Source organism: Promicromonospora iranensis (genome assembly GCF_028994775.1).
GTDB classification, from domain to species: domain Bacteria; phylum Actinomycetota; class Actinomycetes; order Actinomycetales; family Cellulomonadaceae; genus Promicromonospora; species Promicromonospora iranensis_A.
In genome coordinates this window covers 98,034-123,358 of sequence record NZ_JAJQMN010000003.1, presented here as the reverse complement: position 1 = coordinate 123,358, position 25,325 = coordinate 98,034, and the positions used below count along the sequence as shown (strand labels likewise).

The window sequence follows — 25,325 nt, the reverse complement described above, 5'->3', positions numbered from 1 at the left end:
ATGGGGGAGGAGCCCTCGGACTGGGCCTCCGACGCGGTGGCGGCGTCGTCGCTGAGCGACGAGCTGCCGAGCTCGGTCTACGACCCGATCAGCGCCGTCTCGGTGTCGTCGCGGACGTTCACCGAGGCGCGGGCCGGTGACGGGACCATCGGCAACAGCATCGACCTGAGACTTGCGAACGGCACGTTCGCGGGTGCCGACGGCGACAGCCTCGCGGAGGCCATCACCGCCGACAACGTGCCCGCAGGGTTGACGTTCGTCGCGGAGCGCACGGGAGACCGCCGGGTGAGGCTGTCGCTCGAGGGTTCGGCGGAGCACTCCGGGGCGCTCGACAGCATCGACGACCTCACGGTGGCGATCTCCGACAAGGCCTTCACGCGCGCGCCCTCGACAGGCACCCGCGAGTTCGCGTTCCGGGTGGACTTCGAGGACGCGACCCTGAGCCTGGACCCGACGCGACTCAAGGCGGCGGCGGACGGTGAGGTCGACGTCTCCGCGGCGCTCACGCTGCGCGGCGCACGTTTCGCGGAGGCGAAGGGGCGGGATCTCGTCGCAGACGGTGCCCTGGCGCTTCCTGGTCTGCCCGAGGGTGTGGTGGCGACGGCGATCCTGGACGACGCGCACCGGGCGACGCTCCGGCTGACCGGTTCGCTCGGGGACGCGCAGCGCGCGACCTTCGGCCTGGACTTCACCGACGCGGCCTTCGACTCAGCGGCGGCGGCGAGCGTCCGCGGCGACGGGATCTCGGGCCTGGCGACCGTCACGATCGAACGGGACCAGCGGTGGCGCGAGAGGCTGGGCGCGCTGCTGGTCGAGGCCGAGCTCGTCGTCCGCGGGGCGTACTCCTCGGCGTCGTTCTCCGCGTTCGAGAAGGCCCGCGACGGCGCGACGGAGACTCTCGCCAACGAGTCGGCTTCGGACGACGACCTGCGGGCGTCGCTCGACCGGCTGACGAGGACGGCGGACGTTCTCCAGATCACGGGGACGCCCTACCGGGTGCTCCAGGCGGAGGAGTTCGACGACTCGTCCGGCGGAAGGCTGAGCCCTGGGAGCGGCCACATCGGCGGCGTCCAGGTCGGTTCCTGGATCGCGTACGACGGCATCGACTTCGGGGGGAAGCTCCCTCAGCGGGTCAAACTGCGCTACGCGAACCACCCCGATGACAGCGCCACGGACGAGTTTGTCGAGGTACGCGTCGGCGCTGTGGACGGTCCCGTCGCCGCCCGGGTCGATCTGGAGACCACCGACGGGTGGGACGACTACGTCACCGCAGAGGCGACGGTCGACGACCCCGAGGCGCTCGACGGATCGAACCGGATCTACCTCGTCTTCGGCGGTACGCCCGACCCGTCGCAGCCGAACTCGTGGGTCGCGAACCTGGACTGGGCCCAGTTCATCAAGACGGCCAAGGACGGCCCCGAGACGGCCGAACCGGTGCGGATCGAAGCCGAGACCTATGACGCCGACAACGGCAACGGCCTGAAGAAGGAGGGCGGTGAGCCGCCCGCCGGCAACGTCGGCGGAACCTGGGACGGTGGCCGGCTGACCTACGACGGCCGGGATCTCGGCCCGGACCCCCTCACGCAGGTCACGGTCAGCGCGTCCACCCGCGACGACCGCGTGGGCGACAACCGCCGGCTCGAGTTCTACCTCGACGAGGTGAGCGAGGCGACGAGAGTCGGCACCGTCGCGCTGCCGAAGACCGGTGGGTGGGCCAACTACGTGGAGACGACCGCGGAGCTCGACGAGCCGGTCTCGGGCACCCACACGGTGATCGTCGTCATGCGAGCAGACGCCGTCTCGGGTCAGGAGTTCAACTACGTCGCGAACCTGCAGTGGTTCGAGTTCGGCCCGGAACCACAGGAGGCCCCCGAGGTCGACCTCGCGGGCCTGAACACGGCCATCGACGACGCCGAACCGCTGCTCGCCCGCGAGGACCGGTACGTCTCCATCGACTTCGCCGTCTTCCGCGCCGCACTCGACGAGGCGAAGCAGATCGCCGCGGCTGATCGGACGACGCAGGACGAGGCCGACGAGGCGCAGCGCGTGCTCGACGTCGCCGCAGGTCAGCTCGAATGGAGGGCGATCCGGCAGGTATCGGTGTCTGCCACGACGCGCACCCTGGCGGGGAAGCAGTACGTGTCCGTCGCAGTGACGAACGGTGCGGGTGCGCCACTCGACCTGGAGGTCGAGACGCCCTATGGCTCGAGGTCGTTCGCCGCGGTGCAGCCGGGAGCGTCGGCAAACGTGTCGATGAACTCGCGCCAGGCATCGATCCCGGCCGGTGAGGTGAACGTGACCGTCACCGGGGTGGTCGGTGGGGAGACGGTCACAGGCGACAAGACCGTCTCTTATCCGGCAGCGGGCTGAGTATCCGCGGCGCGCTCGAGACGGTGGGTCCGGCATGGGTCCAGGCAGTCAACGTCATCTTCTGATCCATGTTCGAACGCGACGAGTTCGTTGTGCTGAGGGCGCGCGGGTGGAATCGGGCATCTGATCGCGATCATCCGCCCGCAGCTTCCTCCGGCAGCAGGTTTGATGTGCTCATTCCCGGAGGACGGCGCTCCGCGAAGTCAAGGCCACTCGTGGTCGACATTCACGGTGTCGGCACCGCCTGAGCGATCTGCCGCAGCAACGCCTTGCCACGCTCGGTCAACCCGGAAGGTCCGACGGTCTTGTCGACAGGCGGAGCTGCCTTGATCCGCTGTACCCGCGCGCCACCGCTCGGACCCGCGTACCGATCGTCGGGAAGTCCTCGACGCCGCGGATCTTCCCGTCTCGGATCGCGGGGACGTCCACGTGCCCGAACTGGCCATGATCCGCGACCCAGACGCCCATGCCGAACGGGTGATGGCACATCACCGTGCAGTCCACGACGGTCCCGGACGGGATCTCGACATCGGCAACGGGCGCGTGGTCTGCATCGTGCAGGTCAACGGGAGGCCCGCTCGGTCTCACTTCATCGCGTGGATCGCGCGGGCTCTCCGGACCAGCTTCTCCGCGCCAGCCGGCCGTCAGGTCGCGTGCGACGACGGTGATGGTGCCGCCGGTGAACTCCAGCTCGTGAATCACGCCGTCCGGGTGGGGTAGCAACTCGTCGACGAGCAGTCCCGAACGCGGGTAGCCGCCATGGTCGCCGTCGGACTCGACGTGGGATACACCGCGGTACCGCAGGACAAACTCCGGTGGAGCGCCGCCCCACGCCGCCAGGACCAGGATGACTTCTACACCGTCGTCGGTGAACTGCACGGACATCGTGTCGAACGACGCGCTGCGCGGGCACCACGTGTGGGAGAAGTCGTAGTGCTCCGGGTCGAGCGCGAAGGCTCGGGCGCCGGGAGGCAGCTCGTCGGCATGCGCGCCGAGCCACTCGAGATAGGGGCGGATGTCGGTCATCGTTCCGCCGTTGGACGACTGCACGGTCACGTAGCGCACGGGGGAGTTTCTCACGGTGACACGTATTGTCTCGTCCAGGAGTCCGACGGCTGGCGCGTCTTCTCCAGCGAACGAGGCGTCAGGCGTACTGAGAACCAGCAGGGCCTGACCGAGCAGGAGCACCTAGCGAAGCCCCGAGAACTCATGGAGGACGTGCCGTGACCTCATGGGGGGCCGACTACCGCAGGATCTGGTTCGGCAATGCCTCGTCGAACCTTGCCGACGGCATCACATTCATCGCTATTCCCTTGCTGGCGGTGACGCTCACGGACAACCCGCTAGCTGTCTCCGGGCTGGCGATCGCCCACTCCGCGCCGCGCGTGCTGTCGGTACTCGGCATCGGTGTGCTCATCGATCGGTACGACAGGCGGCGACTGCTGTTCTTGGCGAACTTCTCCCGCGCCGCCGTGTTCGCGCTTCTCGCTGTCCTCGTCATGATCGACGCTGCGCCGCTCGTTGCCTTGTACGTCGTGTACGCCGTCATGGGGGTCATCGAGACCCTTTCTGACAGTGCCGCGTCCGCGGTCCTACCGCAGGCGGTCGAGCCACACGGCCTTGACCGGGCGAACTCCCAGATCGCTGGCACGCAGACCGTGGTCGACGAGTTCGTCGGCCCTCCTCTGGGCGGCCTTCTCTTCGCGGCGGCAGCCTTCGCGCCATCGGCGCTCACCGCTGTGGCATTCCTCGTGGCAGGCCTCGCCTACTGGCGCCTGCGGGGTTCGTACACCGTCCCGCTTGCCGACCGAACGGCAGCCTCGCACGGCACACTCTCGTCGATCCGGGAGGGTGCCGTCTGGACGTGGCGCCATGGTCTCGTGCGGCTGCTCGTGATCGTCGGGGCGCTGGCGTGCGTCGCCTACATGATCCCGTTCTCCTACCTCGCCCTCTATGCCACCAAGGAGCTCGGGCTGAGTCCGGCCGGATACGGTTTCCTGCTCTCCTTCTCCGCGCTCGGCGGCCTCTTGGGCGCCTTCGTCGCAGCTCGCCTACGCCGTCGGCTCGGGTACGGCTGGACCATCGTCGCGGCGCTCGGCGTGGGCGCCATCTCCTTCATCGTGATCTCCCTGACGACGAATGTCGTGGTCGTGGCGGTCGCTCTCGCGGCGTACATCGCGCACGCCGTCGTGTGGAACGTGATGGCTGCTTCTGTGCGTCAGAAGGCCACGCCCGCCGCGATGATGGGACGTGTGGGATCGATGAGTCGCCTTCTCAGCCTGACCGGCCTAGGAGTGGGCGCAGCTCTGGGAGGGCTTCTCGCGTCGGGCGTCGGGTTCCTGATCCCCTTCGCGGTCGCCGGCGGAATGTTCGCGGTCGCCGCAGTGATGTGCGCCAGTCGGATCCGGATGTTCCGCGCGTGGGAGGACGAGCTGGCTCTGGTGGCTGCGGAGGCTGCCACCGCTCACCGCACACGGACCAACCCTTGCTGATAGGCGGCGACGACCAGCTGGGCGCGGTCACGCGCGCCGACCTTCATCATGGCCCGGTGAATATGCGTTCGAACCGTCAGAGGACTCACGAACAGCCGCTCGGCGATCTCCTGGTTCGACAGGCCGTGAGCGGCGAGCGCGGTCAGCTCGCGTTCCCGGTCGGTCAGGCTCCCGAGCGATCCGGTGGGGGACTCGCCCGTGGTGCCGGTTCCGGAGAGGTACCGGCCGATCAGCGCGCGTGTGGCCGCCGGCGACAGGAGCGCCTCGCCGCCGACCACGGTACGGATTCCGGCGAGGAGCGCATCCGCCGTGACGTCCTTGCCGAGAAACCCGCTCGCCCCCGCTTCCAGGGCGCGGGCCACGTACTCGTCCGTCTCGAACGTCGTCAGGATCAGAACCCGCGTGTGGGCGAGCTCGGGCGTTGCGCAGATGCGCTGCGTCGCCACCAGCCCGTCCACCACCGGCATCCGGATGTCCATCAGGACCAGGTCGGGCCGGTGTGCCTCGGTGAGCTCGGCTGCTTCCTCGCCGTTGGCGGCCTCAGCAACGACGGTCATGTCGTCGCAGGAGTCGATGAGCATGCGGAAGGTCGAACGCAGCAGAGCCTGGTCGTCGGCGAGGAGAATGCGGATCATTAGGACACGGGGCTTTCCTGCCAGCGGGTCAGCGGGATCGAGAGCGCGACCGCGTACTGGTCTTCGTCGTCGGGACCGGCAGCGACAGAGCCGCCTACGGCGAGCGCGCGTTCACGCATGCCGATCAGGCCGTACCCGCCCGGTTCGGCTCGAGCCGAACCGGTGGACGGGTTGACCACGTGCGCCGAGAAAGTGTCGTCGTCGTACGTCAGGGTGACGGTGACCGCCGGCCGGTCGCCGTGTTTCGTCGCGTTGGTCAGGGCTTCCTGGATGACACGGAACGCGGTGAGCTCCACCAGCGCCGGCAGCGGCCGCGGCGTCCCGACCTCGACGACGCGGACCTCCATCCCTGCTACTCGGCACGCCTCGATGAGATCGGGCAGCTGGTCGAGCCCGGGTGCCGGCAGTGCCGCCTCGGAGGAGTCGTCGCCAGGACGGCGCAGCAGCCCGACGGTCGCCTTGAGCTCCCTCAGAGCGGCCGACGTGGACTCGCTGAGCCCCTTCAGGAGCTCGGCTACCTGCTCGGGTCGCTTCTTCCCCAGCAGGTGCGCGGCCGTCCCGGCCTGTGCGTTGGCCACGGCGAGATGATGTGCGACGACATCGTGGAGGTCACGAGCGATGCGCAGGCGCTCCTCGTCCAACCGACGTCCCACCTCCTCGTCCCGGCTGCGTTCGGCGTCCTCGGCACGCGCCTGGACGACCCGCAGGTATGCCCGCTGCGCGTGGGCGAGCCGGCCGGCGAAGACCGCCGGCAGCAGCCACAGGGCTACGCCGACCGTGCGCAGGAGGACTGCCCCTGCCGTCGGCTGCACGTCGGCCGTGGCCGCGGCCAGGGACACGGCCACCACCGCGACTCCCGTCCACCAGCCGGCGGCAGTGGTGCCGCGATGGACCGTGAGGCGATACAGGCATCCGATCAGCGGCGCCAGCAGCAACGGCGTCGGGAGGTACCCGAGCGCGCAGGCCGCGGCCCCGCTGAGGATCGCAACGACGGCCGCCGCCCTCGGAAAGCGTTCGGAGACGAGCAGAGCCGCGCTCGCCAACAGGCTCAGCAGCGCCCCAGGGAGCAGGGCGTCCGGCCGGAAGATGCCCTCGGTGCTCACGCTCGCACCGAGGGCAGCGAAGACGAACGCCACCAGCGCCGCCAACACGTTCATTCCGCGGACACTACCCGGATGGTCACCGTGTGCCTGCCGCATCGGTGAGATCCCGCTGCTCGTGCGGTGCGTCCGCCGGCTCCTCCTGCAGCGACTCGCCCTCGACGTCGACCCGCGGCAGCACGCGATCGAGCCATCGGGGCAGCCACCAGGCCCGCTCGCCGAGCAGCTGCAGGATGGCCGGCACCAGCGTGAGGCGTACGACGAAGGCGTCGAAGAACACCGCGCACGCCAGCCCGAGTCCCACCATCTTGATCAACGGTTCGTGCGCCGTGGCGAATCCGCCGAACACCGCGATCATGATCACCGCCGCGGCGACGACCACCTTCGAGCTCCGCTCGAACCCGGTGACGATGGCCTCCCGCGCGGGCCGGCCGTGCACGTGCGCCTCGCGCATCCGCGACACCAGGAACACCTGGTAGTCCATCGCCAGCCCGAACACGATGCCCACGAGAAGGATCGGCATCAGGCTCATGACCGGGCCGGTCTGCTCGACGCCGAGGAGGTCGGCCGCCCAGCCCCACTGGAACACCGCGACGATCACGCCCAGCGCGGCGAAGAGGGAGAGCAGGAAGCCGAGTGCCGCCGTGACGGGAATCCAGACGGAGCGGAACACGATCATCAGGAGCAGCACGGCGAGGCCGATGACGATCGCCACATAGGGCACGAGCGCGGACTGCGTCTTCTGTGCCATGTCGATGTCCAGCGCGGTGGTCCCGGTGATCTCGTAGGTCACGTCTTCGGTGGCCTCGAGATCCGGCCGGGCGGCGCGCAGCTCGTCGACGAGATCCTCGGTGCGCTCGTCGGTCGGGCTCGTCGAGGGCACCGCGCTGAGGATCGCCGTGTCGCCGCGTTCGTTGAAGCTGGCCTGCGAGACCGACACGATGCCGCCCGTCGAGCTGATGCTGTCGGCGACCTTCGCCACCGCGGCCTCCGGATCGGCTGCGTCCCGCGCGTCGACGACGACGGTCAGCGGACCGTTGAACCCGGGACCGAATGCCTCGGCCCGGAGGTCGTACGCGCGGCGCTGGGTCTCCGTGACCGGCAACGACGCGTCTCCGGGGGTGCCGAGCTGGAGCGACAGCGCCGGAACGGCGACCGCGGCGAGGAGGCTCACACCCGCCAAGGTGATCAGGAGCGGGCGACGCAGCACGGTCCGCATCCACGGCCGCGCCACCGGACGGCGGGACGGCAGCTGGAAGTCGCCGCGACGCTGGGCACGTGACAGTACCCGGTTCGGCGCGAACGCCAGCAGCGCGGGAACAAGGGTCAGCGCCACCAGGACCGCGATCACCACCGCACCCGCGGCGGCCAGGCCCATCTTCATCAGCGACGGGATGCCCACCACCGACAGTCCGGCCAGTGCGATCACCACGGTCGCCCCGGCGAAGGCCACGGCCGAGCCCGCCGTCCCCACCGCGCGGCCCGTCGCCTCGAAGCCGTCGTCAGGTCCATGGCGTTCCTCCCGGAATCGCGACACGACGAACATCGCGTAGTCGATCCCGACTGCCAGCCCCAGCATGAGCGCGAGCATGCCGGTCGTGATGGTCATCCCCAGGGGGCCGGCCACGGCCCAGACGCCGAGGAAGGAGATGGCGACGCCGATGAGCGCCGTGAGGAGGGGAAGTCCCGCTGCCAGCAGCGAGCCGAAGGTCATCACGAGCACGACGGCGGCGATCCCGACGCCGGCCAGCTCCATGACGCTCATCTGGGTGCTCGTCTTGAGCGCCGATCCTGACATCTCCGCCGTCAGCCCGGCGTCGCGCGCTTCCTCGACCGCGTCGGCCAGTGCCGTGCGCGATGCCTCCGTCACCTCGGACGACGGCACCTCGTACGACACCGACGCAAATCCTGTCGTGCCGTCGGCGCTGGTGCTTCCGCCTGGGGAGGGCGGCGTCACCCGCAAGACCTGCGGGTTGTCGGCCAACGAAGCCAGCGTCTCGTCCACGACCTGCGCGTTCTCCGCGGACGCGAGGTCCTCACCGGCGGGTGCGACGAACACGATCGTCGCCGACGCGCCGTCGGTCGCGGCGTCGGGGAAGCGCTCCTCGATGAGGTCGAACGCCTCCTGCGACTCGATCCCCGGGATCGTCGCCCGGGTGTTGACCGGGCCCTGCGAGGTGACGGCGAACGTCACCGCCCCGCCGAGCGCCAGCAGCCACGCCACCACGACCAGCCACCTGCGGCGATAAGAAAAACGACCAAGACGACTCAGCATGCCTGCCATGGGAGACCACTCCAGCTCTCGATTCGGATGATGGCCTCAGCCTCTCGATCTCCTGCGTCCGGGTCGTCGTGCAGATGCAGGCCCCGGATACGGAGATTGCCGTACGGCAGGTGTCCTGCCGCGGCCGACGCCCCTGTCGGGTGAGCGCCCTTCTAACAGTCGTCTCAGATTCGCTCGGTAGGAAGTAGGCACCGCCCTGCGACGCGGGCCTCGGCCTCCCCGGCACGGCCGAACCACGAACGGCCGAACCATGAAAGGCAGCCAGTCATGATCTCTGTGCTCGTGGTGGCCGCCCAGCCGCTGCAGCGCTTCGGGCTTCGCATGCTGCTGGAGAGCACCCCCGACACCGAGATCGTCGGCGAGGCCGAGAACGGCGCCGAGGCCGTTCGACGGACTACCGAGCTGTATCCCGACGTCGTGCTGATGGACATCCGCGTGCCGGGCGTGGACGGGATCGAGGCCACCCGGCGCATCGCCGCCGCCGGTGGGCGCTCGCGGATCCTGGTGCTGACGACGTTCGACGTGGACCGGTACGCGCTCGCCGCGCTGCGGGCCGGGGCGAGCGGTTTCCTGCTGAAGGACACCCGCCCGGAGGAGCTGCTCGCCGGGATCCGGGCCGTCGCCGCCGGGGACGCGGTGATCGCGCCGGCGCTGACCCGGCGGCTGCTCGACGAGTTCGCCGACCGGCTCGGTGATGACCTCTGCGGGCCCGTGCGGGAGGATCTTCGGCTGCGTTTCCTCACCAGGCGCGAGCGCGAGATCCTCGTCGCCATCGGCCAGGGCCTCACCAACGGCGAGATCGCGCAGCGGTTCACGCTGTCCGAATCGACGGTGAAGACCCACGTCGGGCGGGTCCTCGCCAAGATCGGCGCACGAGACCGGGTCCAGGCGGTCATCCTCGCCTACGACCTGAGGCTCACCCGGCCGATCTGACGCTCGGGGCTGCTAGGGGTCATGCGGTGGTGACCTGCCCGTCGATGACCTGCACCGGCACGTTGGTCAGGGGTTTTGTCGCCGGCCCGCCGGTGACCTGGCCGTCGCCGTCGAAGGTGGAGCTGTGGCATGGGCAGCGGAAGCCGGAGCCTGTGGGCGTGATGGGGCAGCCCTGGTGTGTGCAGGCGGCGAGGAAAGCCAGGAAGGTGTCGGTCGAGGGGCGCAGCAGGTAGGCGGCGGAACCGTTCGGTGTGGTGAAGCGCGTCGACGAACCGACGGCGACGGAGGCGACCGCAGCGATCACTGTCGGGGAGGCCGTTCCTGGGGCTGTTGGCGGGCTCGCTTTCGGGTCGGTGGTGGTGCGGCGGGTCAGAGCGACGACGGCACCGCCGAGGGCAGCGGTCGTCGCGGCGATCAGGCCGCCCCAGAGCAAGGTGCGTCGTTCGGCGCCGTTCCCTTGCTCTGGGGTGGGGTTCGTTTGGCGACGACGACGTATTGCGGCGCGCAGGCGGTCCGTCGTGGAGAACGGGCCTGCGTCGCCGGCGATCAGCAGCGGTGTCCAGGCTGCTGCGAAGACGATGTCGGCGCCGAGGTAGTAGGGGCGGGTCGTCCAGCTGACGGTGAGGAAGAAGCTCAGCGCGAGGAGAAACCCGCCGAGTGCGGCGACACGGGTGAACAGCCCGAGCAGAGTACCCAGCCCGACGGCGACCTCGCCGAAGGCGATGACCAGGCCGGTGACGGTCGGGTGTTCGGCCGTGAACGACACCAGCGCGCCGATCGGCGAGGTCGTCGCGGCGTTCAGCATCTGCGCGTGGACGCCGAGGGGTGAGGTGTGGTCCAGGTAGTGGGAGTCGAGGATCTTGGACAGGCCCGCGTAGAGGAACGTGCCGCCGAGGAAGACACGGAGCGGCAGGAGTGCCCAGGGAGACATCTCGGTCACGACGTACGGGGGGAGACCGTCATGATGCCGATGCACATCTCGTCACCGGTGCCGTCGCCCCACACCACGTAGCGCGGCGGCAGCTTGCTCAGCTGGGGCAGCTGTTCGCGCAGCCCCGCGTCGTGCGTACACGTCACCCGCAGCGTGTCCCCCGGACCGGCCTCCACCGGCGACGGCGGCTTCACCATCCGCTGGTTGTCGAAGTCGAACTGCGGCACGTCCAGCAGGACCTTGGCCTTCGGCGTACCCGGGTTGAGCTCGACCTTCAGGGACCGCCCGAGCATGTGCATGTGACCGAAACCGGCGAAGACCGTCACCGGCTCCTCCACCTCGTGGTCGCAGGACTGGGTGTCACCGGGCTCTGGCACGCCGCTCTTGTTGCACTCCTCCACCTGCTCGTCCGCGAACTCGCCGACCTCCGACCCGAACCGCTTCGTCACGTCGGCGATCGAGGCCGCCCGGTCACAGAGCGGACCCGACTCGTCGGCGGTGCAGGGCAGGTCGGTCGGCGCGCCGAGCGACCAGGTCTCGAGCTCCCGGGTCTGCGGTGTGCCGTCCGTCAGTCGCAGCCGCACCGCCGAGCGGTCGGACCCGGCCGCCTTGCCGTCGGTCGCGAGCAGGTTGTAGTGCATCTGGAAGACGATCAGGCTGCCCGGCTCCAGCTTGAAGCCGGCGTCCTGGTCGAGCAGCGTCTCCGCGGCGCCGGGTGCCCAGGTGTCGACCCACGCCGCGCCCGGGTCGGTGCTCTCCTCGTCGTCGTCCTCCACGTCGGCGCCCTCCACGCCGGTCCCGCCGAAACACTGCCAGCCGAGGCCGGGAGTCTTCGCGTCGTGCTCGCGCACCGCGGCGGCGTCGTCCGGCTGCACCGCGTACACGATGCCGTGGTGCGCGATGGCGACGTTGTCCGGCATGACCTGGGTTCCGGTCAGGAACGCCTCCTCGGTCAGGCCCGGATCGAGCACCTGGCACCGGTACTCGTCCACGGCGCCCTCCGGCGGCGCGGGCGTGTAGGCCTCGGGCATCTTCAGGTCGACGAACCGCTCACCGTCGCGCAGGGGCTGCGGTGGAGCCGATGACGCGCCCGCGTGCGCGCTGTGCGAGCCGGACGCGGCGGGCGCCGCAGGGTTGTCAGCAGCGTTGTCGGCGGACGGCCCGCAGGCGGCGACAGCGAACACCGTCGCCAGCGCCATGGCGGCCGCCCCGAACCTCCGCAGTAGTGGACTCTCAGGTCTCGTCATGGCCTGAACGCTAGGGCCGATTCCGTCCCACTTCGTCGTACTACGGTCGTCATCTTTGGCGGAGGAAAGTGGTACTACGGTACTTCTCTCCGGAGCCGTCCCTTGTCCGGCGGCGCTGTCCTGCGGCGCGACGTCGGGGCTGGTCAACGCTCCGCGGTGGCCTCCCCGGCGGTGAGCCGCGCGATCGGGGCGAGCGGGGTCGCAGCCGGAAGCTCGACCCGAAGCAGCGCGCCACCGCGTGCGGACCGGGCGACGGTGACCCGGCCGCCGTGGGCGTCGACGACCCGCTGCACGATCGACAGACCCAGACCGGATCCCGGCAACGCCCGGGCGCTGTCGGCACGGTAGAACCGGTCGAACACCCGCGGCATGTCAGTAGCGTCGATGCCCGGCCCGGCGTCGTCGACCTCGAGCACGGCCGACGCGCCCTCGGCACGGAGCCGGACCTGGACCGGCTGGTCCGCGGGGGACCACTTGCCGGCATTGTCGATGAGGTTGAGCACCGCCCGTTGGAGGCCGGCGGGACGGCCGCTCACCCACACCGAGGTCACGTCGAGCGCGACCTCGATGTCGGGCACACGGGAACGCGCCCGGGTCGCGGCGGCCACCACCACGTCGGCGAGGTCGAGCACCTCGGTGCTCTCGTCGCTGACGTCACCGCGCGCCAGGTCGGTCAGCTCGGCGGCAAGAGTGCTCAGCTCGGCCACCTGGGCGCCCAGATCGTTGAGCAGCCGGGTCCGGCTCTCCGCCGGCAGTGCGCTGTCCAGGGTGCCGCGCCGATCGAGCCGGATCAGCAGCTCGACGTTGAGGCGCAGGCTGGTGAGCGGGGTCTTGAGCTCGTGGTCGGCGTCCTCGACGAGCAACCGCTGGGCCCGACGGGAGTCCCGGAGCGCGGCGAGCATGTCGTTGATCGCCTGGATCAACCGCTGGATCTCCCCACCGCCCTCATCCGGGATGTCGGCGTCGAGATCCTGGGTGTGCGCGACACGGACAGCGGCGGCGGTCAGCCGGTCGATCGGTGCGAGCCCGGTCCGCGCCACGGCCCGCCCGACAAGGGCGCCGCCGACCACGCAGAGCAGCCCGATCAGCAGCATGCCGAACCCGAACTGGTTGACGGGGCTGTCGTCGGCGACGCGGGCCACCTGGACCGCGCCGTCGCCCGCCCGCAGCGTGTAGACGAGGTAGCCGTCGTCGTCGAAGTCGCCCGACTCCATCAGGTCGGCCGACACGCCCTGCGCCACGCGCTCGGCGCGCTCGCTGACCGGGGGCAGCGCGGGTTGGCCGGACGGCGTCCGGATCGAGCCGTCGGGCAGGATGACCCGCACCAGCCGACCGGATCCGGGATACGGCGGTAGCCGGACCTGCGCCAGACCCGCGCGCTCCGCGTCCGCCGCCAGGACGCGGGAGTCGGCGCGTAGCTGATCCTCCGCGGCGTCCTGCAGCTCCAATTCCAGCAGCTCGCTGGCTACCTGGAAGGCCAGGAACACGCAGACCGCGATGGCCGTCGCCGCGATCACCGTCAGCCGGGTCCGCAGGGACCGCCGGCGCCACCAACGGGTCAGCCGGCGCGGGCCTCGGCCGGCGGGTCTGCTCACGGAGGAGTCTCCCGCAACGTGTATCCCAAGCCGCGCAGCGTGTAGATCAATCGCGGTTCACCCTCGGCCTCCATCTTGCGGCGCAGGTAGCTCACGTACACCTGCAGGTTGTTGGCGGTGGCGCTCATGTCGAAGCCCCAGATCGCCTCGAACAGCGCGTCGCGGGTCAACACCCTGGTGGCGTTGCGCACGAAGACCTGCAACAGGGAGAACTCGGTCCGGGTCAGGCGGAGCGGCCGCCCGCCGCGCCACGCCTCGAACCTGTCGGGATCGACCCGGACGTCGGCGAAGGACAAGATCTGCGACTCGTCATCGCCCGGCGCGCGACGGCGCAGCAGGGCCCGCACCCGCGCCAGCAGCTCCTCGGTGGCGAACGGCTTGGGCAGATAGTCGTCGGCGCCCGCGTCCAGCCCCGCGACCCGGTCGAAGACCTGATCCCGGGCGGTCAGCATCAGCACCGGCAGATCCCGACCCGCTGCCCGCAACCGTCGGCACGTCTCCAACCCGCCGAGGCGGGGCATCATCACGTCGAGGATCAGCAGATCCGGCGTGTCGCCAGCGACCCCGTCGAGCACGGCGAGACCGTTGGCGACGGTGCTGGTGTCGTAACCCTCGACCTGGAGCACCCGCTCCAGCGACTCACGGATGGCTGCCTCGTCGTCCGCGATCATGATCCGCACGCCGGCCCGCCCTCTCCAGTCGGTGCTTTTCCGCTCATTGTCCTCGCTCAACCTGAGACCAGGATTAGAGCGTTGCGCTGTGTGAACGGCCCGCGCTAAGAATTGGTCTTACGGGGCAGCAGGCATGTGGCGCAGGAAGCGGCCGACGACCTGCTCTCAGACCGCAGCCTGACGGAGGCACGCCAAGCGGGGGACGTCGTCGTGCTGACTCAATATTCCTCGTAGGAAGTCGGCCTGGTTGCTGGTTCTCGCGGTGTGAGCGCGGCATTGTTGTCCCACGGACGTCGCGTTGTGCACTCCGGGGGTATTCGGACGGTGGGAGCAGAATGAAGCGGCGACGTGATCGGCTTGCCAGACGGCGTCGGGACCTTGGGGCGAGCCAGGAAGCGCTCGCAGAGCCGTCGAGGGTCGAGCGCACCACGATCGCCCGCTGGGAGTCAGAAGCGACATAGCGGCATGGTGGCCTGGTCGCGCGGCGTGTCTGGAGATCTCTCTGCCGCGGCGTGGTTGGCCGCACTGCGCGGACGAGCCGTGGTGTGGTGCCACGGCGTGCAGATCCACCCGTACACGTCCCACGCGTGGGTCGAGACCGACGGCGCGCCTGTCGACGAGCCCGCCACCACGTCCACCTTTCTGCGAACCATGACCATCCCTGCCCGGGCACTGACTGCCCGACCGCGAAGGAGCCACCCATGACCGCCGCTGTTGCCGATGCCGTCGCCGCTGTCGACTACGACCACTTCGTGACCGAGCCTGACGGGTCGACGCTCCCGCAGTCGTCCAGCGTCACGTCGATCCAACAGATGCTCGAGGACCTTGAGGTCCGGCCTGGGCACCGCGTGCTGGAGATCGGGACCGGGTCCGGGTACACGACCGGGTTGCTCGCCAACCTGGCCGGCGCCGACGGGCTGGTGCGGTCGGTCGAGGTGTTCGCCGATCTCGTACCCCGGGCCCAGGCTCGCCTGGCAGCGGCCGGCGTGACGACCGCGACGGTGACCAACGGCGACGGATATGCGGGCGACCCGGCCGGGGCGCCGTACGACCGTGTCGTCGCGTGGGCCACCCCGCACGTGATCCCGTCGGCCTGGATCGACCAGATCGGTCAGGACGCCGCAGTCGTTGCGCCGGTCAAGGTCGCGCGTCTTGCCAGGGCGCACGCGATCGTCGCCATCACCGTTTCCGGGGGCCGTCCGACAGCCGTATCAGCGCGGCCCGGTGGGTATATCGAGATGCACTCCGAGCCCGTCACCATCTTCGGTCTGCCGCTGCGGTACGTCGACGCGTCCCACATCCCTGACGACGCGGAACCGTGGTGGCTCAGCAGCGCAGCACTGCGCGAGGTTCCGGGGGTGGCAGGCCTGCTGTTGGATCGGCTCAGGTCGGCTCCACACACCTCAGCCACACCGCTGGCCCCGGGAGAGGACCTCGACGACTTCACGGCCTGGCTGTACGCAACAGTCCCCGTCGAGCTGGCTACGGCGGGGCTTTCCGACCGTTTCGCCGGCATCGGAGCGGCCACCGAGGGCGGTGCGGCGTTTCTCACCGACGACGAGCTGATCACAACGGGAAACCCTGACGCGGGCCGCATCCTTACCCTGTGGATCGAAGAGTGGCGGAACGCGGGACGCCCGGGCTGGCCTGATATCACCGGCGTCGTTGTGCCGAGCGTCGAGGGCTGGGAAGTCCGGTTGACGCTCCGTTAACGGCGGCTGGCTCGGCTGCTGGATCACATACGGCGCCCCTCCCAGCGGGCAGAACGCCCGAAGCCCAGGTCGGAGACAGCTGATCGGGCTTCCGCAGGCTGAGCGGGAGGGGAACCGAACGGACGCAATTAGTTTGGAAGCCTTGCCGGATGGCGATCGGGTGATGCGGGCCAACCGGCCGAAAATGGCTGCTGACCTGGTCTTATTGTAATGCTGGAGTGGGCTCGTGTGGGGTCGGGATGGGCCCTTATTGGCCCTAACTAGGGCCAGATTGGCGGAAGTTAGGGCCAATAAGGGCCAGCCTCCCCGGGCTAGCCGCTCACCTCGACGCGGTGTACGGACCGCGTCAGGTCTGCTGGAGGCGGGCAGTTCTTCGCTCGCTGGTACTCGGTAGATGTTCATCTGTGATGATGAGATTGCCGATGCTGTGGCGCGCTGCTGTGAAGATCGCAGGGGCCGACATTGTGAGTGGCCACACTTCGAGGATGGTGCTCGCGTGGGGTCGCGCTATGCGGACGGCTGCTATTTCAGAGTGCGAGGCGACGCATCCAAGTCGATGAGCCTGCCCGGTGCCAATTAAGCACGCGCCGCGCGGGCTACGAGAGCCCGCTGCGCGACCAGCCGAAGGAGCTCGATGTCGGCTTGAAGCGACTCAGTCTCCCTGCTCGACGGAAGTAGAACTTCTTCGCCGTTGCCGCCACCGTCTTGTTTTGAGTGCACAATTCGGCATCTTATTGCGTATATGCGGTCGGCCACCTGATCCCGCAAGTCGCTTTGGCTAGGATCCTGGTGAATCCTACCGACTCCGCGGATTGCCTGGTTCTTCGAGCAAAAATGTTCTGTATGCTCGGGCGACGACTCGATAAACTCACGCAGATCGGCGTCATCAATGCACGCGCGAACAGTGGCGCGAAGTTGCTCTCGCTCCGCAATTCCGCCTCTGCCGGCGGGGGATGCGAGATTGATGAGGCGGTTCAATGTAGCGTCATTGCGGGCATCAAATCCGGGGTGTAGCAGCTGGCTCCGGACGGAGTTTACTGTCTGCTCTCTTGCAAAGAAGGGAAAGAAGTACTCCACGGATTGGTAGTAGGCCAAGTATTCTAGTAGCGGGAGGCCCGTGGCGGCCCGACCGTACTGGTAAAGTTCTAGCGCTTGCCCCGCATACTCATTGCGGGGAAACTTTGGTGGATGCTCCGGCATTTCGCGGCGGCGGGTTCGGGTTCCTCGCCTGTGCTTCGCAAGCTGTACAGGAATCCCGTATACCAGGTCGAAGTCGAAAAGCAAGGCTCGTGCGTAGCGTTCAAGCACTTCAAGCGCGGCGTCGTGACTGGACGTCGAGGCACCTCTAATCTTGACTGTCACACCCGGCGGAAATAAGACTTGAAAATCGTTCGATGCTGGGGAGATCTCAATTACGACTCCCTCGTCCTCGACTGTAAGCCGCCAGTTTTCGTCGGGCGGCCTACGCGCCGCTGCAGTCGCTTCCTCAAAATCTTCACTATCAGGTTCCGGATCACCCTCAGCGGTGGTCTCAACGCCGGGTAGTTGCTGGAGCGCCCTTACATATCTTCCCGCCATCCTCGGTCCCACCACCTGAGCCTCGATGGCGCCTGAATCTTTGTCCACAACGGCCACGTAGTCACCTAGCACGATGTACTTCTCGAACTCAACCGCGAGCAACCCTTCTAAGTCCCGAGGAAACACGGCAAGCGGCCGCGTGCGCCGACCGTTTGGCAGCTGCAGCACTACGTACGAGCGCGATCGCACGCCCGAGACGTGTTCGGCACGTCGCACTTCAGCCTTGATCCCTGCGGCCGATGCACGTTCCAGTAGAACTTTTACTCGCTTCTCGGGCAAGGAAGGGTCCGCGTTCAATCGTTCAATCGGACTACTCACGGGATGTCCTCCACTAGAACGCAAACTGGGGTTGCAGAGATACTTACAGGCCATTTGAGGCTAGTCTGAAACTCGTGCCGAGAGAGATGGCAGGGGTCATGTCTTCGACCTCATATCCATCGCTGATCTCAGCTGTGGTCGGCATTTCCTCGGTCTTGCGACTGGGAAGGTGATCGGACGCTCCGGTAGTTCAAAATGCATGCCAGATCTACACGTGGATCGCGCGGCCCGTTTCTACGGCTACGCGTTCCGAGAACGTGTGCTCAAAAGCCGCCCTCTTTGCTTCAATCCCGGCATGGAACTCATAGGCAGCGTTGATCATCAGTCCGGCAAGACTTGTCATATCGACACACTAGGTCGAAGTTGAAGCACGTCCAATGAATCTGGCGGGTGAATTGGGGATCGACGGCGCTCCGATCTGATAGCTGGTGCGCGGGCAGCTCGGGCCGTCGCGCGTGTGGTGCGCCTGGTGGCTGGTGACCGTGACTCCAGGTAACCCGCCGGCACGCGAATACGCCGCTTGCACGGTTCACGCCTGGGTCGGCGCGGGCGGCTGACGGCCCGCGGCCGGCGGGGTGACGTTACGTGTTCGGGGGGCATGAGCGTGTGGAGGATCTTTTCCCATGGGAGGTCATCCGCGGCGCGCGCGCCCGACACGTGGGGCTCGCTCTCCAAGCCCTCAGCTGGGTAGTTCGCCCGTAACGCCAGGGTCAGAGGCCGTCATCCCCTCTGGACGGCGGCCTCTTCGCATGGCCCGGAGTGATTGCTCACGCCCTCCAGAGGGAACCGGCCGCCCGCGCCCCTCCGGTACCTGGCAGCAAGGGCATAGCCGACGTGCTGCGACGGCGACGTCCAAGCATCCGACGGCGCACACCGCGCAACTGACACGGCGGCACGATTGGTACGGCGGCACGATTGGTACGGCTGCGTGGCTAGGGCAACCGAATGGACAGCGGGTCCCGCGGACCGCCCGACGACCGCCACACGCCTCTTGCAGATCGAGGAGGAAGGTCAGAACTTCCGCGACAAACTCGTCGCCAACGGCATCCGCTCCGGTCACTCCCGCCATGCTGCGACCTTCGCCCTCGCCACCAGCATTCCCGCTCCCGTCCGCCGAACTCATCGGCATCACCGACGGCACCGCAGCACGCTGGGCAGCCCTCGCCGCCTGCGACTGGGGCGGCTACATCAGCGACCGCGCCCGCTGACCCTGCTCATCGGAGCGCTTCGATCGCGTGGGCCAACTCACCAACCGGCCGACGCCCATCAAACTCGACCGTCGCGCCCCGGCGAAGCATCGGCTCAACCTCCACCACGTACTGCCGAATCTCCGCCTGCTCATCCGCCGAGCGCCCATACGGGTTGTTCGTCCGGGTCGCGACGCGCTCGATCAGCACCTCGACCGGAGCACTCAGCAGCACGACGTGCTCGAACCGGTCATAGAAGCGGCCCTGGTTCTCGGCCGTTCCCGAGACCACCACATCATCGTGACGAGCCAGAAGCTCACTCATCCGAGGCTCGTCCCACACCGCGCGGGACAGCTCCCAGGCGTCGTAATCAGTGTCAACGGTGAGATGCCCGCGCCGAGCAAGCTCCTCAAGCAGCGTCGACTTACCAGCGCCAGACATTCCGGTGACGAGAATGCGAGCCATGCCCCAAGCCTACGCAGCCGCTACTCGGACCACTTGAATACGACCGCTGCGCCAGTAGCAGGCTCAGCCGGAGTAGGCGTTGAGGCATCCCTCTCGGGGTGGCGGTCTCTTTGCATGCCCCGGGGGATTGCTCGCGCCCTGCGGAGGGACCCCGCCGCCACGTTCCTGCCGCACCTGGCTGCACGGACACGGCCGGCAAGCCGCGACGGAGATGGACGAGCGGGCGACGACGCACACCGCGTGACACGGCGGCGCGACTGACACGGCTGCGCGGCTAGGGCAGTCGAGCGGATGGACAACGGGTCCCGCGGACCGCCCGACGAAGGCCACACACCTAGTGCACAACGCTGTGAGCGGTCCCGAATCAGCCCCGAGCTGAGCCGCTCCAGTCCTGCCTGGAAGGGGGATGTGGGGGACATGATGACGGTGCATGTGCTGAGCGCGGGTAGTGGGTACACGTACCTGACGCAGCAGGTCGCGTCGGGGGACGTGCCGCGGGGTCGCGGGGTGTCGTTGACGGACTACTACATGCAGCACGGCAACCCGCCCGGCCGGTGGGTCGGCACCGGCACGGAGCAGCTCGGGGTCTCGGGCCGGGTGCTGGAGCGGCAGATGAAGTCGTTGTTCGGGCAGGGCCGCCACCCCGATGCCGGCCGGCTGGAGCTCGAGGCCCTGGCCCGCGGCGCCTCGACGAAGGACGCGGCCCGCGCAGGCGCGTTGGGCCGGGCGTTCCCGGTCTTTGAGAGCGCGCAGGATGACGACTACCGGGCGGGGTTGGAGGCTGCATTCGCTCGGTTTGCGCGCGAGAACGACCGTCCGCCGGAGCCGGGTGTCGAGCGCGACCGGCTCCGCTGGGAGGTGGGCCGGGCCCTGGCGACACGGAAGGGCGACACCGGGGGTGGTGGCCCGTTGAGCGATGAGGAGGTGGCGCGGTGGTTGGCCGAGCGGGGCGGTCAGCCTCGGCGGGCGGTGGCGGGGTATGACCTGGTGTTCACGCCGTCCAAGAGCATCAGCGTGCTGTGGGGTCTGGGTGACCCGGCCACGCGGGAGGCGATCACGACGGCGCACACCGACGCCTGGCAGGACACCCTGGCGTGGATCGAGTCCGAGGCTGCGCTCACGCGTGGCGGTGCGGGTGGTGTGCGGCAGATCGATACCCATGGTCTGACGGCGGTCGCGTTCGACCATCTCGACTCCCGCACGGGGGACCCGAACCTGCATACCCATGTCGCCGTGGCGACGAAGGTGCTCGGCGTGGATGGTGGGTGGCGGGCCCTGGACGGGCGGGTGCTGCTGGGTCTGAAGGTCGCGGCCTCCGAGCGGTACAACACGCGGATCGAGCAGCTGCTGGTCGAGCGGCTCGGGGTCGCGTTCCATACCGAGTCCCGGGGCCGGGGCAAGCAGGGTGTGCGCGAGATCGTGGGGGTCCCGAAGACGGTGCGGGACGTGTTCTCGCGGCGGCGGGCCGCGATCGTGGAGTCGTACGAGAGCCTGCGGGCCGCGTATCGCGCCATGCATGGGCACGAGCCGGCGACGGAGGCCGCGTTCGGGCTGACGCAGCAGGCCAACCTGGACACCCGTCCGGGCAAGGGGGTACCGGTCGGGCTGCGTGACCGGCTCCCGCAGTGGGCCGGCGTCGCCGCCAACGTCTTGGGCGGCCGGGCGGCGGTGACCGGCATGCTCACCACGGCCCTGCGACCCGAGCTGGGGGAGGGCCGGGTCGTGGTGGACGAGCCGGGCGACTTGTGGGCCGCTGTCGCGCAGGACCTGGCCGCGCGGGGGATCGCCCGGTGGGCGGCCCAGGATGTCACGGACGCGGTCAGCCGGCTCGCGACCGTGTGGCCCCGCGCGCAGGTCTTCCGACCGCTGCGGTGGACGAGCCCCGCGCGACGCCAGACCGTGCTCACGGAACTGGCCGGACAGGTGCTTACCCAGGGTGACCTGGTGGGCGCGTGCCTGACGAACGTGGCCGGCAAGCGGTCGACCTGGACGACGTACCACCTGCAGGCCGAGGCAACCCGCCTGGCCCGCGACCACGCCCCCATCGGGACGGACCTGCTCGCGTTGGCTGCGACGATCTCCGGGTACGCCGTGGCCGCCAGCTTGCAGGTCACTCCACCGGACGTGAACGAGCCTCCGGACGTGATGCGCCGCAAGGACGGCGAGAGCGTCTACTTCGTCCACGGCTCCACCAAGTACACCTCCCTGGCGGTCCTGGAAGCCGAAGACCGTCTCCTGGCCGCCGCCGGCACCCCCGGCGGCCTGGTCATCAGCCCAAGCACAGTGGAGGCTTCGATCGAGCGGGTCCGGGTCGACCAGGGTCGGGTCCTGAACGCCGGGCAGCGGGACCTCGTGGCGCACTTCACGGCCAGCACGGTCCTGGCGGCGGGGATCGGCCCGGCCGGGACCGGGAAGACCACCGCCATGCGCGCTTTCGCGGACGCGGTTCAGGACTCCGGCGGCAAGCTCATCGCCCTGGCGCCGTCGGCCGCCGCCGCGGAGGTCCTCGGCGCGCATCTCGGTGACGGGATCACGGCGGAGACCCTGGACATGTTCCTCCTGGCCGGCCGGGGCAAGGGCGGTGAGCGCCTGCGGGAACGGCTGGCGGTGGAGCCCGGCACGGTCGTGCTGGTCGACGAGGCCAGCCTTGCCGGGACCCTCGCCCTGGCCGACGTCCTGACCATCACCCAGCAAGCCGGCGGCAGCGTGCGGTTGCTCGGGGACCCGGCCCAGCTCAGCGCCGTCGCCGCCGGCGGCGCCCTGCGGCTGATCACCCAGCAGTCCGGGGCAGTCGAGCTGACGCACATCCACCGCTTCCACACCCCCGGCGAAGCCGACGCGTCCCTGCGGCTGCGCGAGGGTGACCACCGGGGCCTGGACTTCTACATCATCGGCCGCCGCACGCAGGGTGGGTCGGCGGCGGCGATGGCAGAGGAGATGTTCGCGAACTGGATCACCGACTCCGACCACGGTCGTAAGACGATCATGATCGCGGCGACCAACACGCTGGTGACCGAGCTCTCGGCCCGGGCCCGCCTGCACCGGGTGACCCGCGGGGAGGTCGAGGACGACGGCGTGGTCCTGCATGACGAGAACCGGGCCGGGGTCGGGGACGTGATCGTGACCCGCCTGAACAACCGCCACCTGCACGCCGAGGACGAGGACGGGCACATCGGTTGGGCTCGCGGCTGGGTCAAGAACGGTGACCTGTGGCGCGTGACCGCCCGTGGTGCCGACGGTGCGCTGCAGGCTCAGCACCTGGAGACCGGGGCCACGGTCGTCCTGTCGGCGGACTACGTGACCGAACATGTCGAGCTCGGGTACGCCGCGACGATCCACCGGGTCCAGGGCATGACCGTCGACACCTCCCACGCGATGGTCGGCGTTGGCATGACCCGCAACGAGCTCTACACCGCCATCACCCGCGGAGCTGACTCGAACCGGGTCTATGTCGAGACCGACGACGTCCTCGACCTCGACCCGCACCGTCAACCGAACACCGAGCGCGCGGTCCTGAACGCGCTCGAGGGCGTCCTGGACCGCGACGGGGGAGAACTGTCCGCGTCGCGGGTGATCGAAGACGAGTGGGACCACGCGCACTCTTTGGCCCGCCTGGTCCCCGAGTACGAGGACGCCTACCTCGCCTTCCTCGAGCCCGACCGCATCGGACGCCTGGCCGAAGCTGTGCGGTCGGTGCTGCCCGAGCGGATGGCGGACCTGGTGCTCGCAGACGAGGTGTGGCCGGTGCTGGCCAAGCGCCTGTCGATGCACGAGGCTGCAGGCACCGACCCGGAGACCGTGATCTGCCGGGCGGCCGGGACAGGGTTCGGGGACGCGAGGTCGAACGCGAAGGTCCTGCACTACCGCATCGGCCTACCCCGTGCCCACGACCATGACGAGCGCGGACTGCCGGCCTGGATCACGACCGCGCCCGACACCACCGACGAGTTCCTCTGGGCCACCGTCACGCCCACCACCTCGACGGACGGCGCGAACACAGATGGCGCCCCGGTCGGTGCGACGACCGTGTACGAGACCGGGCAACCGGGCGACCCGCAGGCAGGCGGTGACGCCGCAGCCGGGCCCGCTCCGGGTGGTGCGGATCACGAGCCTGCCACCGGCGACCAGGGGTGGGTGCTGGTTGATGCGGGGGAGCGGGACCTGGTCGTCGAGATCACCGGGCACGCCTGGGCCTGGTGGACCCGGCAGAAGCCCACACAACCCTGGGCCGCCCGGTACATGGACAGCCGCGGCCTGACCGGCGCAGAGTGGGGTGTTGCCCCCGGAACGTGGACCGGTCTGACTGACCACCTGCATACCCTGGGCTACACGCCCGACCAGCTCATGACCGCCGGGGTCGTCACCCGCACCCGGAACGGGCGGATCATCGACAAGTTCCGCAACCGGATCGTGTTCCCCTACCGGGACCAGACCGGGCAGGTCGTGGGCGTCATCGGTCGGATCAACCCCGCCGAGGCGGACACGGGGGACGGGCGTGCTCCGAAGTACCTGAACAGCCCCGAGACGGCGGCGTACCGCAAGAGCGAACTCGTGTACGGGCTGGACCCCGACGCCATCACCCGCCTGGCCGCGGGCGCACGGCCCGTCCTGGTCGAGGGGCCCACGGACCATGCCGCTCTCCACCTGGCTGCCGCCCGCCTGGCGGAGCAGACCGGACTTCTAGTCGTGCCGGTCGCCGTAGGTGGCACGGGAATCACGCGAATGCACCTGCAGGCGCTGCGGGACGCGACCGGGCGGGACCTGAGCAACCTGATCGTCGCCCTAGACCCTGACACCGCCGGCCGCACCGCCGCCGCCCGAGTCTGGGCCATGCTCGCCCCCGGCGAAGCCGCCCACGCCCGGGCGCTCGACCTGGCGACCGACCCCGCCCAGACGGCGACCGGCGCCCCCGAAACCTTCGCGACCGCTCTGACTGAGACGATCCCGTTGACGTGGTTCGCGATGGAACCCAACTTGCAGACCATCCGGGACCTGGACCACTTCGAACGGCAGATCCCGCAGCTGCGTGCGCTGGTCGACCACCTCTACGGCCGGGTCGAGCTGGACCAGTGGCGGTCCCTGATCGAACATGTCGCCCAGACCATCGGACACGTGCCCGGCGCCGAGAGCCAGCAGCAGCTCGACGTCGTCTCGGTGCGCAAGGTCATGACCGACCATCTCGCCGACCGCATCACCGACCAGGCACAGGCCGACGTGGTCACCAACATCGATCGTGTGGCCGAGGCGGGCGCTGCACCGGTCGGCCGGGACCGGCCGGTGACCGATCCGCTGGTGCGGGCGTGGCTGTACCGACAGTCCGATCTGATCTCTGCCCGCCTGGATGCCCTGGTCGAGGACGCGATGTCGAGTCCGGAGCTGTGGATGGAGACCATCACTCCGCCACCCCCAGATGGGCCAGCCCGCGAGACCTGGAAGGCGGCGATGCGATACGTGGTGGCCTACCGCGATCGGTACCAGGTCACCGATCCTGTCTACCCGCTCGGGCCAGGTCCTCAGGAGGGCGAGCGTGGCGACGCGCAGACCATCGCCGCTCGAGCCCTGGGAGCCATCACTGTCACCGGTGCGCAAGCCCGCCCGGTGGCGCGGCCTGGACCGCGGCCCATGGAACGTACCCCGCTGGTACTGGCCGCTGCACGCGCACGAACCGCTGAGCGCTTGCGCCGAGAGACTGACGAGCGCCACCATCACGAGCAGGGGCAGCCCCCGCAGGAGCCGGGTCACGTGACTGGTCCATAGCGCCTTGATGGGCAGGCCTCACTTGGCACGTGGAATCCGGAATGTGGGTG

The 25,325-nt window shown here is 69.1% G+C and carries 18 protein-coding genes; 7 read left to right on the top strand and 11 right to left on the bottom strand.

What is annotated here, in order from left to right; genetic code table 11:
- Window positions 1–2,370 (top strand): carbohydrate-binding protein, encoded by a 2,370-nt coding sequence (locus LUU90_RS26470; protein WP_425596208.1) that lies wholly within the window; start codon window positions 1–3, stop codon window positions 2,368–2,370.
- 282 nt (window positions 2,371–2,652) lie between these two features.
- On the opposite strand, the gene LUU90_RS05955 is transcribed toward LUU90_RS26470, so the two are convergent.
- Window positions 2,653–3,450 carry a hypothetical protein gene (locus tag LUU90_RS05955; protein WP_275002410.1) on the bottom strand — a complete coding sequence of 266 codons (798 nt, stop codon included), beginning with the start codon at window positions 3,448–3,450 and terminating at the stop codon, window positions 2,653–2,655.
- A 143-nt stretch (window positions 3,451–3,593) separates the two neighbouring features.
- Here LUU90_RS05955 and LUU90_RS05950 point away from each other — a divergent pair, with 143 nt between their 5' ends.
- Window positions 3,594–4,862: an MFS transporter gene (locus LUU90_RS05950; RefSeq protein WP_275002409.1), complete on the top strand. Its 1,269-nt coding sequence runs from the start codon at window positions 3,594–3,596 to the stop codon at window positions 4,860–4,862.
- Here the strand turns inward: LUU90_RS05950 and LUU90_RS05945 are convergent.
- The 3 genes from LUU90_RS05945 to LUU90_RS05935 are packed head-to-tail and all read right to left on the bottom strand — an operon-like array spanning window position 4,835 to window position 8,872.
- Window positions 4,835–5,497: a response regulator transcription factor gene (locus LUU90_RS05945; protein WP_275002408.1), complete on the bottom strand. Its 663-nt coding sequence runs from the start codon at window positions 5,495–5,497 to the stop codon at window positions 4,835–4,837. The genes LUU90_RS05950 and LUU90_RS05945 overlap by 28 nt on opposite strands.
- Window positions 5,497–6,654 (bottom strand): sensor histidine kinase, encoded by a 1,158-nt coding sequence (locus tag LUU90_RS05940; protein ID WP_275002407.1) that lies wholly within the window; start codon window positions 6,652–6,654, stop codon window positions 5,497–5,499. The genes LUU90_RS05945 and LUU90_RS05940 overlap by 1 nt, the downstream gene beginning before the upstream one ends.
- A 22-nt stretch (window positions 6,655–6,676) precedes the next feature.
- The gene (locus tag LUU90_RS05935) at window positions 6,677–8,872 is read right to left on the bottom strand and encodes an MMPL family transporter (RefSeq protein WP_275002406.1); all 2,196 of its coding nucleotides are present in this window, start codon (window positions 8,870–8,872) and stop codon (window positions 6,677–6,679) included.
- Between the two features lie 276 nt (window positions 8,873–9,148).
- Between LUU90_RS05935 and LUU90_RS05930 the strand changes: the two genes are divergently transcribed.
- A complete protein-coding gene (locus LUU90_RS05930; RefSeq protein ID WP_275002404.1) occupies window positions 9,149–9,814 on the top strand; it encodes a response regulator in 666 nt (221 codons plus the stop codon).
- Between the two features lie 19 nt (window positions 9,815–9,833).
- Here LUU90_RS05930 and LUU90_RS05925 read toward each other — a convergent pair whose 3' ends face one another.
- The 4 genes from LUU90_RS05925 to LUU90_RS05910 form a co-directional block, all read right to left on the bottom strand.
- Window positions 9,834–10,745, bottom strand: a complete 912-nt coding sequence (locus LUU90_RS05925; RefSeq protein ID WP_275002403.1) for a TQO small subunit DoxD — start codon at window positions 10,743–10,745, stop codon at window positions 9,834–9,836.
- A 5-nt stretch (window positions 10,746–10,750) separates the two neighbouring features.
- Window positions 10,751–11,992 (bottom strand): hypothetical protein, encoded by a 1,242-nt coding sequence (locus LUU90_RS05920; RefSeq protein WP_275002402.1) that lies wholly within the window; start codon window positions 11,990–11,992, stop codon window positions 10,751–10,753.
- 143 nt (window positions 11,993–12,135) lie between these two features.
- The gene (locus LUU90_RS05915; RefSeq protein WP_275002401.1) at window positions 12,136–13,587 is read right to left on the bottom strand and encodes a HAMP domain-containing sensor histidine kinase; all 1,452 of its coding nucleotides are present in this window, start codon (window positions 13,585–13,587) and stop codon (window positions 12,136–12,138) included.
- Window positions 13,584–14,258 (bottom strand): response regulator transcription factor, encoded by a 675-nt coding sequence (locus LUU90_RS05910; protein WP_275002400.1) that lies wholly within the window; start codon window positions 14,256–14,258, stop codon window positions 13,584–13,586. The genes LUU90_RS05915 and LUU90_RS05910 overlap by 4 nt, the downstream gene beginning before the upstream one ends.
- A gap of 465 nt (window positions 14,259–14,723) precedes the next feature.
- On the opposite strand from LUU90_RS05910, the gene LUU90_RS26465 reads away from it, so the two are divergent.
- Together LUU90_RS26465 and LUU90_RS05905 are read left to right on the top strand one after the other, a co-directional pair.
- Window positions 14,724–14,963, top strand: a complete 240-nt coding sequence (locus LUU90_RS26465) for a lasso peptide biosynthesis B2 protein (protein ID WP_425596196.1) — start codon at window positions 14,724–14,726, stop codon at window positions 14,961–14,963.
- Window positions 14,960–15,970 carry a protein-L-isoaspartate O-methyltransferase family protein gene (locus LUU90_RS05905; protein WP_275002399.1) on the top strand — a complete coding sequence of 337 codons (1,011 nt, stop codon included), beginning with the start codon at window positions 14,960–14,962 and terminating at the stop codon, window positions 15,968–15,970. Before LUU90_RS26465 ends, LUU90_RS05905 begins: the two co-directional genes overlap by 4 nt.
- A 576-nt stretch (window positions 15,971–16,546) precedes the next feature.
- Here the strand turns inward: LUU90_RS05905 and LUU90_RS05900 are convergent.
- Both LUU90_RS05900 and LUU90_RS05895 read right to left on the bottom strand, forming a co-directional pair.
- A complete protein-coding gene (locus LUU90_RS05900) occupies window positions 16,547–17,827 on the bottom strand; it encodes a hypothetical protein (RefSeq protein ID WP_275002398.1) in 1,281 nt (426 codons plus the stop codon).
- A 247-nt stretch (window positions 17,828–18,074) separates the two neighbouring features.
- The gene (locus tag LUU90_RS05895) at window positions 18,075–18,209 is read right to left on the bottom strand and encodes a hypothetical protein (RefSeq protein WP_275002397.1); all 135 of its coding nucleotides are present in this window, start codon (window positions 18,207–18,209) and stop codon (window positions 18,075–18,077) included.
- 724 nt (window positions 18,210–18,933) lie between these two features.
- On the opposite strand from LUU90_RS05895, the gene LUU90_RS05890 reads away from it, so the two are divergent.
- The gene (locus tag LUU90_RS05890; RefSeq protein ID WP_275002396.1) at window positions 18,934–19,074 is read left to right on the top strand and encodes a hypothetical protein; all 141 of its coding nucleotides are present in this window, start codon (window positions 18,934–18,936) and stop codon (window positions 19,072–19,074) included.
- 6 nt (window positions 19,075–19,080) lie between these two features.
- On the opposite strand, the gene LUU90_RS05885 is transcribed toward LUU90_RS05890, so the two are convergent.
- Complete coding sequence (locus LUU90_RS05885; RefSeq protein WP_275002395.1) at window positions 19,081–19,518, bottom strand: AAA family ATPase; 438 nt, start codon at window positions 19,516–19,518, stop codon at window positions 19,081–19,083.
- 417 nt (window positions 19,519–19,935) lie between these two features.
- Between LUU90_RS05885 and mobF the strand changes: the two genes are divergently transcribed.
- A complete protein-coding gene (mobF, locus tag LUU90_RS05880) occupies window positions 19,936–25,275 on the top strand; it encodes a MobF family relaxase (protein ID WP_275002394.1) in 5,340 nt (1,779 codons plus the stop codon).
- The last annotated feature ends 50 nt before the right edge of the window (window positions 25,276–25,325 follow it).

Bases quoted from the DNA above. Each gene is read 5' to 3' on its own strand.
- LUU90_RS26465 (WP_425596196.1), top strand. From the start codon at position 14,724: ATGGTGGCCTGGTCGCGCGGCGTGTCTGGAGATCTCTCTGCCGCGGCG.
- LUU90_RS05940 (WP_275002407.1), bottom strand. From the start codon at position 6,654: ATGAACGTGTTGGCGGCGCTGGTGGCGTTCGTCTTCGCTGCCCTCGGT.
- LUU90_RS05905 (WP_275002399.1), top strand. From the start codon at position 14,960: ATGACCGCCGCTGTTGCCGATGCCGTCGCCGCTGTCGACTACGACCAC.
- LUU90_RS05885 (WP_275002395.1), bottom strand. From the start codon at position 19,518: ATGGCTCGCATTCTCGTCACCGGAATGTCTGGCGCTGGTAAGTCGACG.
- mobF (WP_275002394.1), top strand. From the start codon at position 19,936: ATGATGACGGTGCATGTGCTGAGCGCGGGTAGTGGGTACACGTACCTG.
- LUU90_RS05935 (WP_275002406.1), bottom strand. From the start codon at position 8,872: ATGCTGAGTCGTCTTGGTCGTTTTTCTTATCGCCGCAGGTGGCTGGTC.
- LUU90_RS26470 (WP_425596208.1), top strand. From the start codon at position 1: ATGGGGGAGGAGCCCTCGGACTGGGCCTCCGACGCGGTGGCGGCGTCG.
- LUU90_RS05895 (WP_275002397.1), bottom strand. From the start codon at position 18,209: ATGACAAGTCTTGCCGGACTGATGATCAACGCTGCCTATGAGTTCCAT.
- LUU90_RS05890 (WP_275002396.1), top strand. From the start codon at position 18,934: ATGCTGCGACCTTCGCCCTCGCCACCAGCATTCCCGCTCCCGTCCGCC.
- LUU90_RS05930 (WP_275002404.1), top strand. From the start codon at position 9,149: ATGATCTCTGTGCTCGTGGTGGCCGCCCAGCCGCTGCAGCGCTTCGGG.
- LUU90_RS05910 (WP_275002400.1), bottom strand. From the start codon at position 14,258: ATGATCGCGGACGACGAGGCAGCCATCCGTGAGTCGCTGGAGCGGGTG.
- LUU90_RS05925 (WP_275002403.1), bottom strand. From the start codon at position 10,745: ATGTCTCCCTGGGCACTCCTGCCGCTCCGTGTCTTCCTCGGCGGCACG.
- LUU90_RS05920 (WP_275002402.1), bottom strand. From the start codon at position 11,992: ATGACGAGACCTGAGAGTCCACTACTGCGGAGGTTCGGGGCGGCCGCC.
- LUU90_RS05945 (WP_275002408.1), bottom strand. From the start codon at position 5,497: ATGATCCGCATTCTCCTCGCCGACGACCAGGCTCTGCTGCGTTCGACC.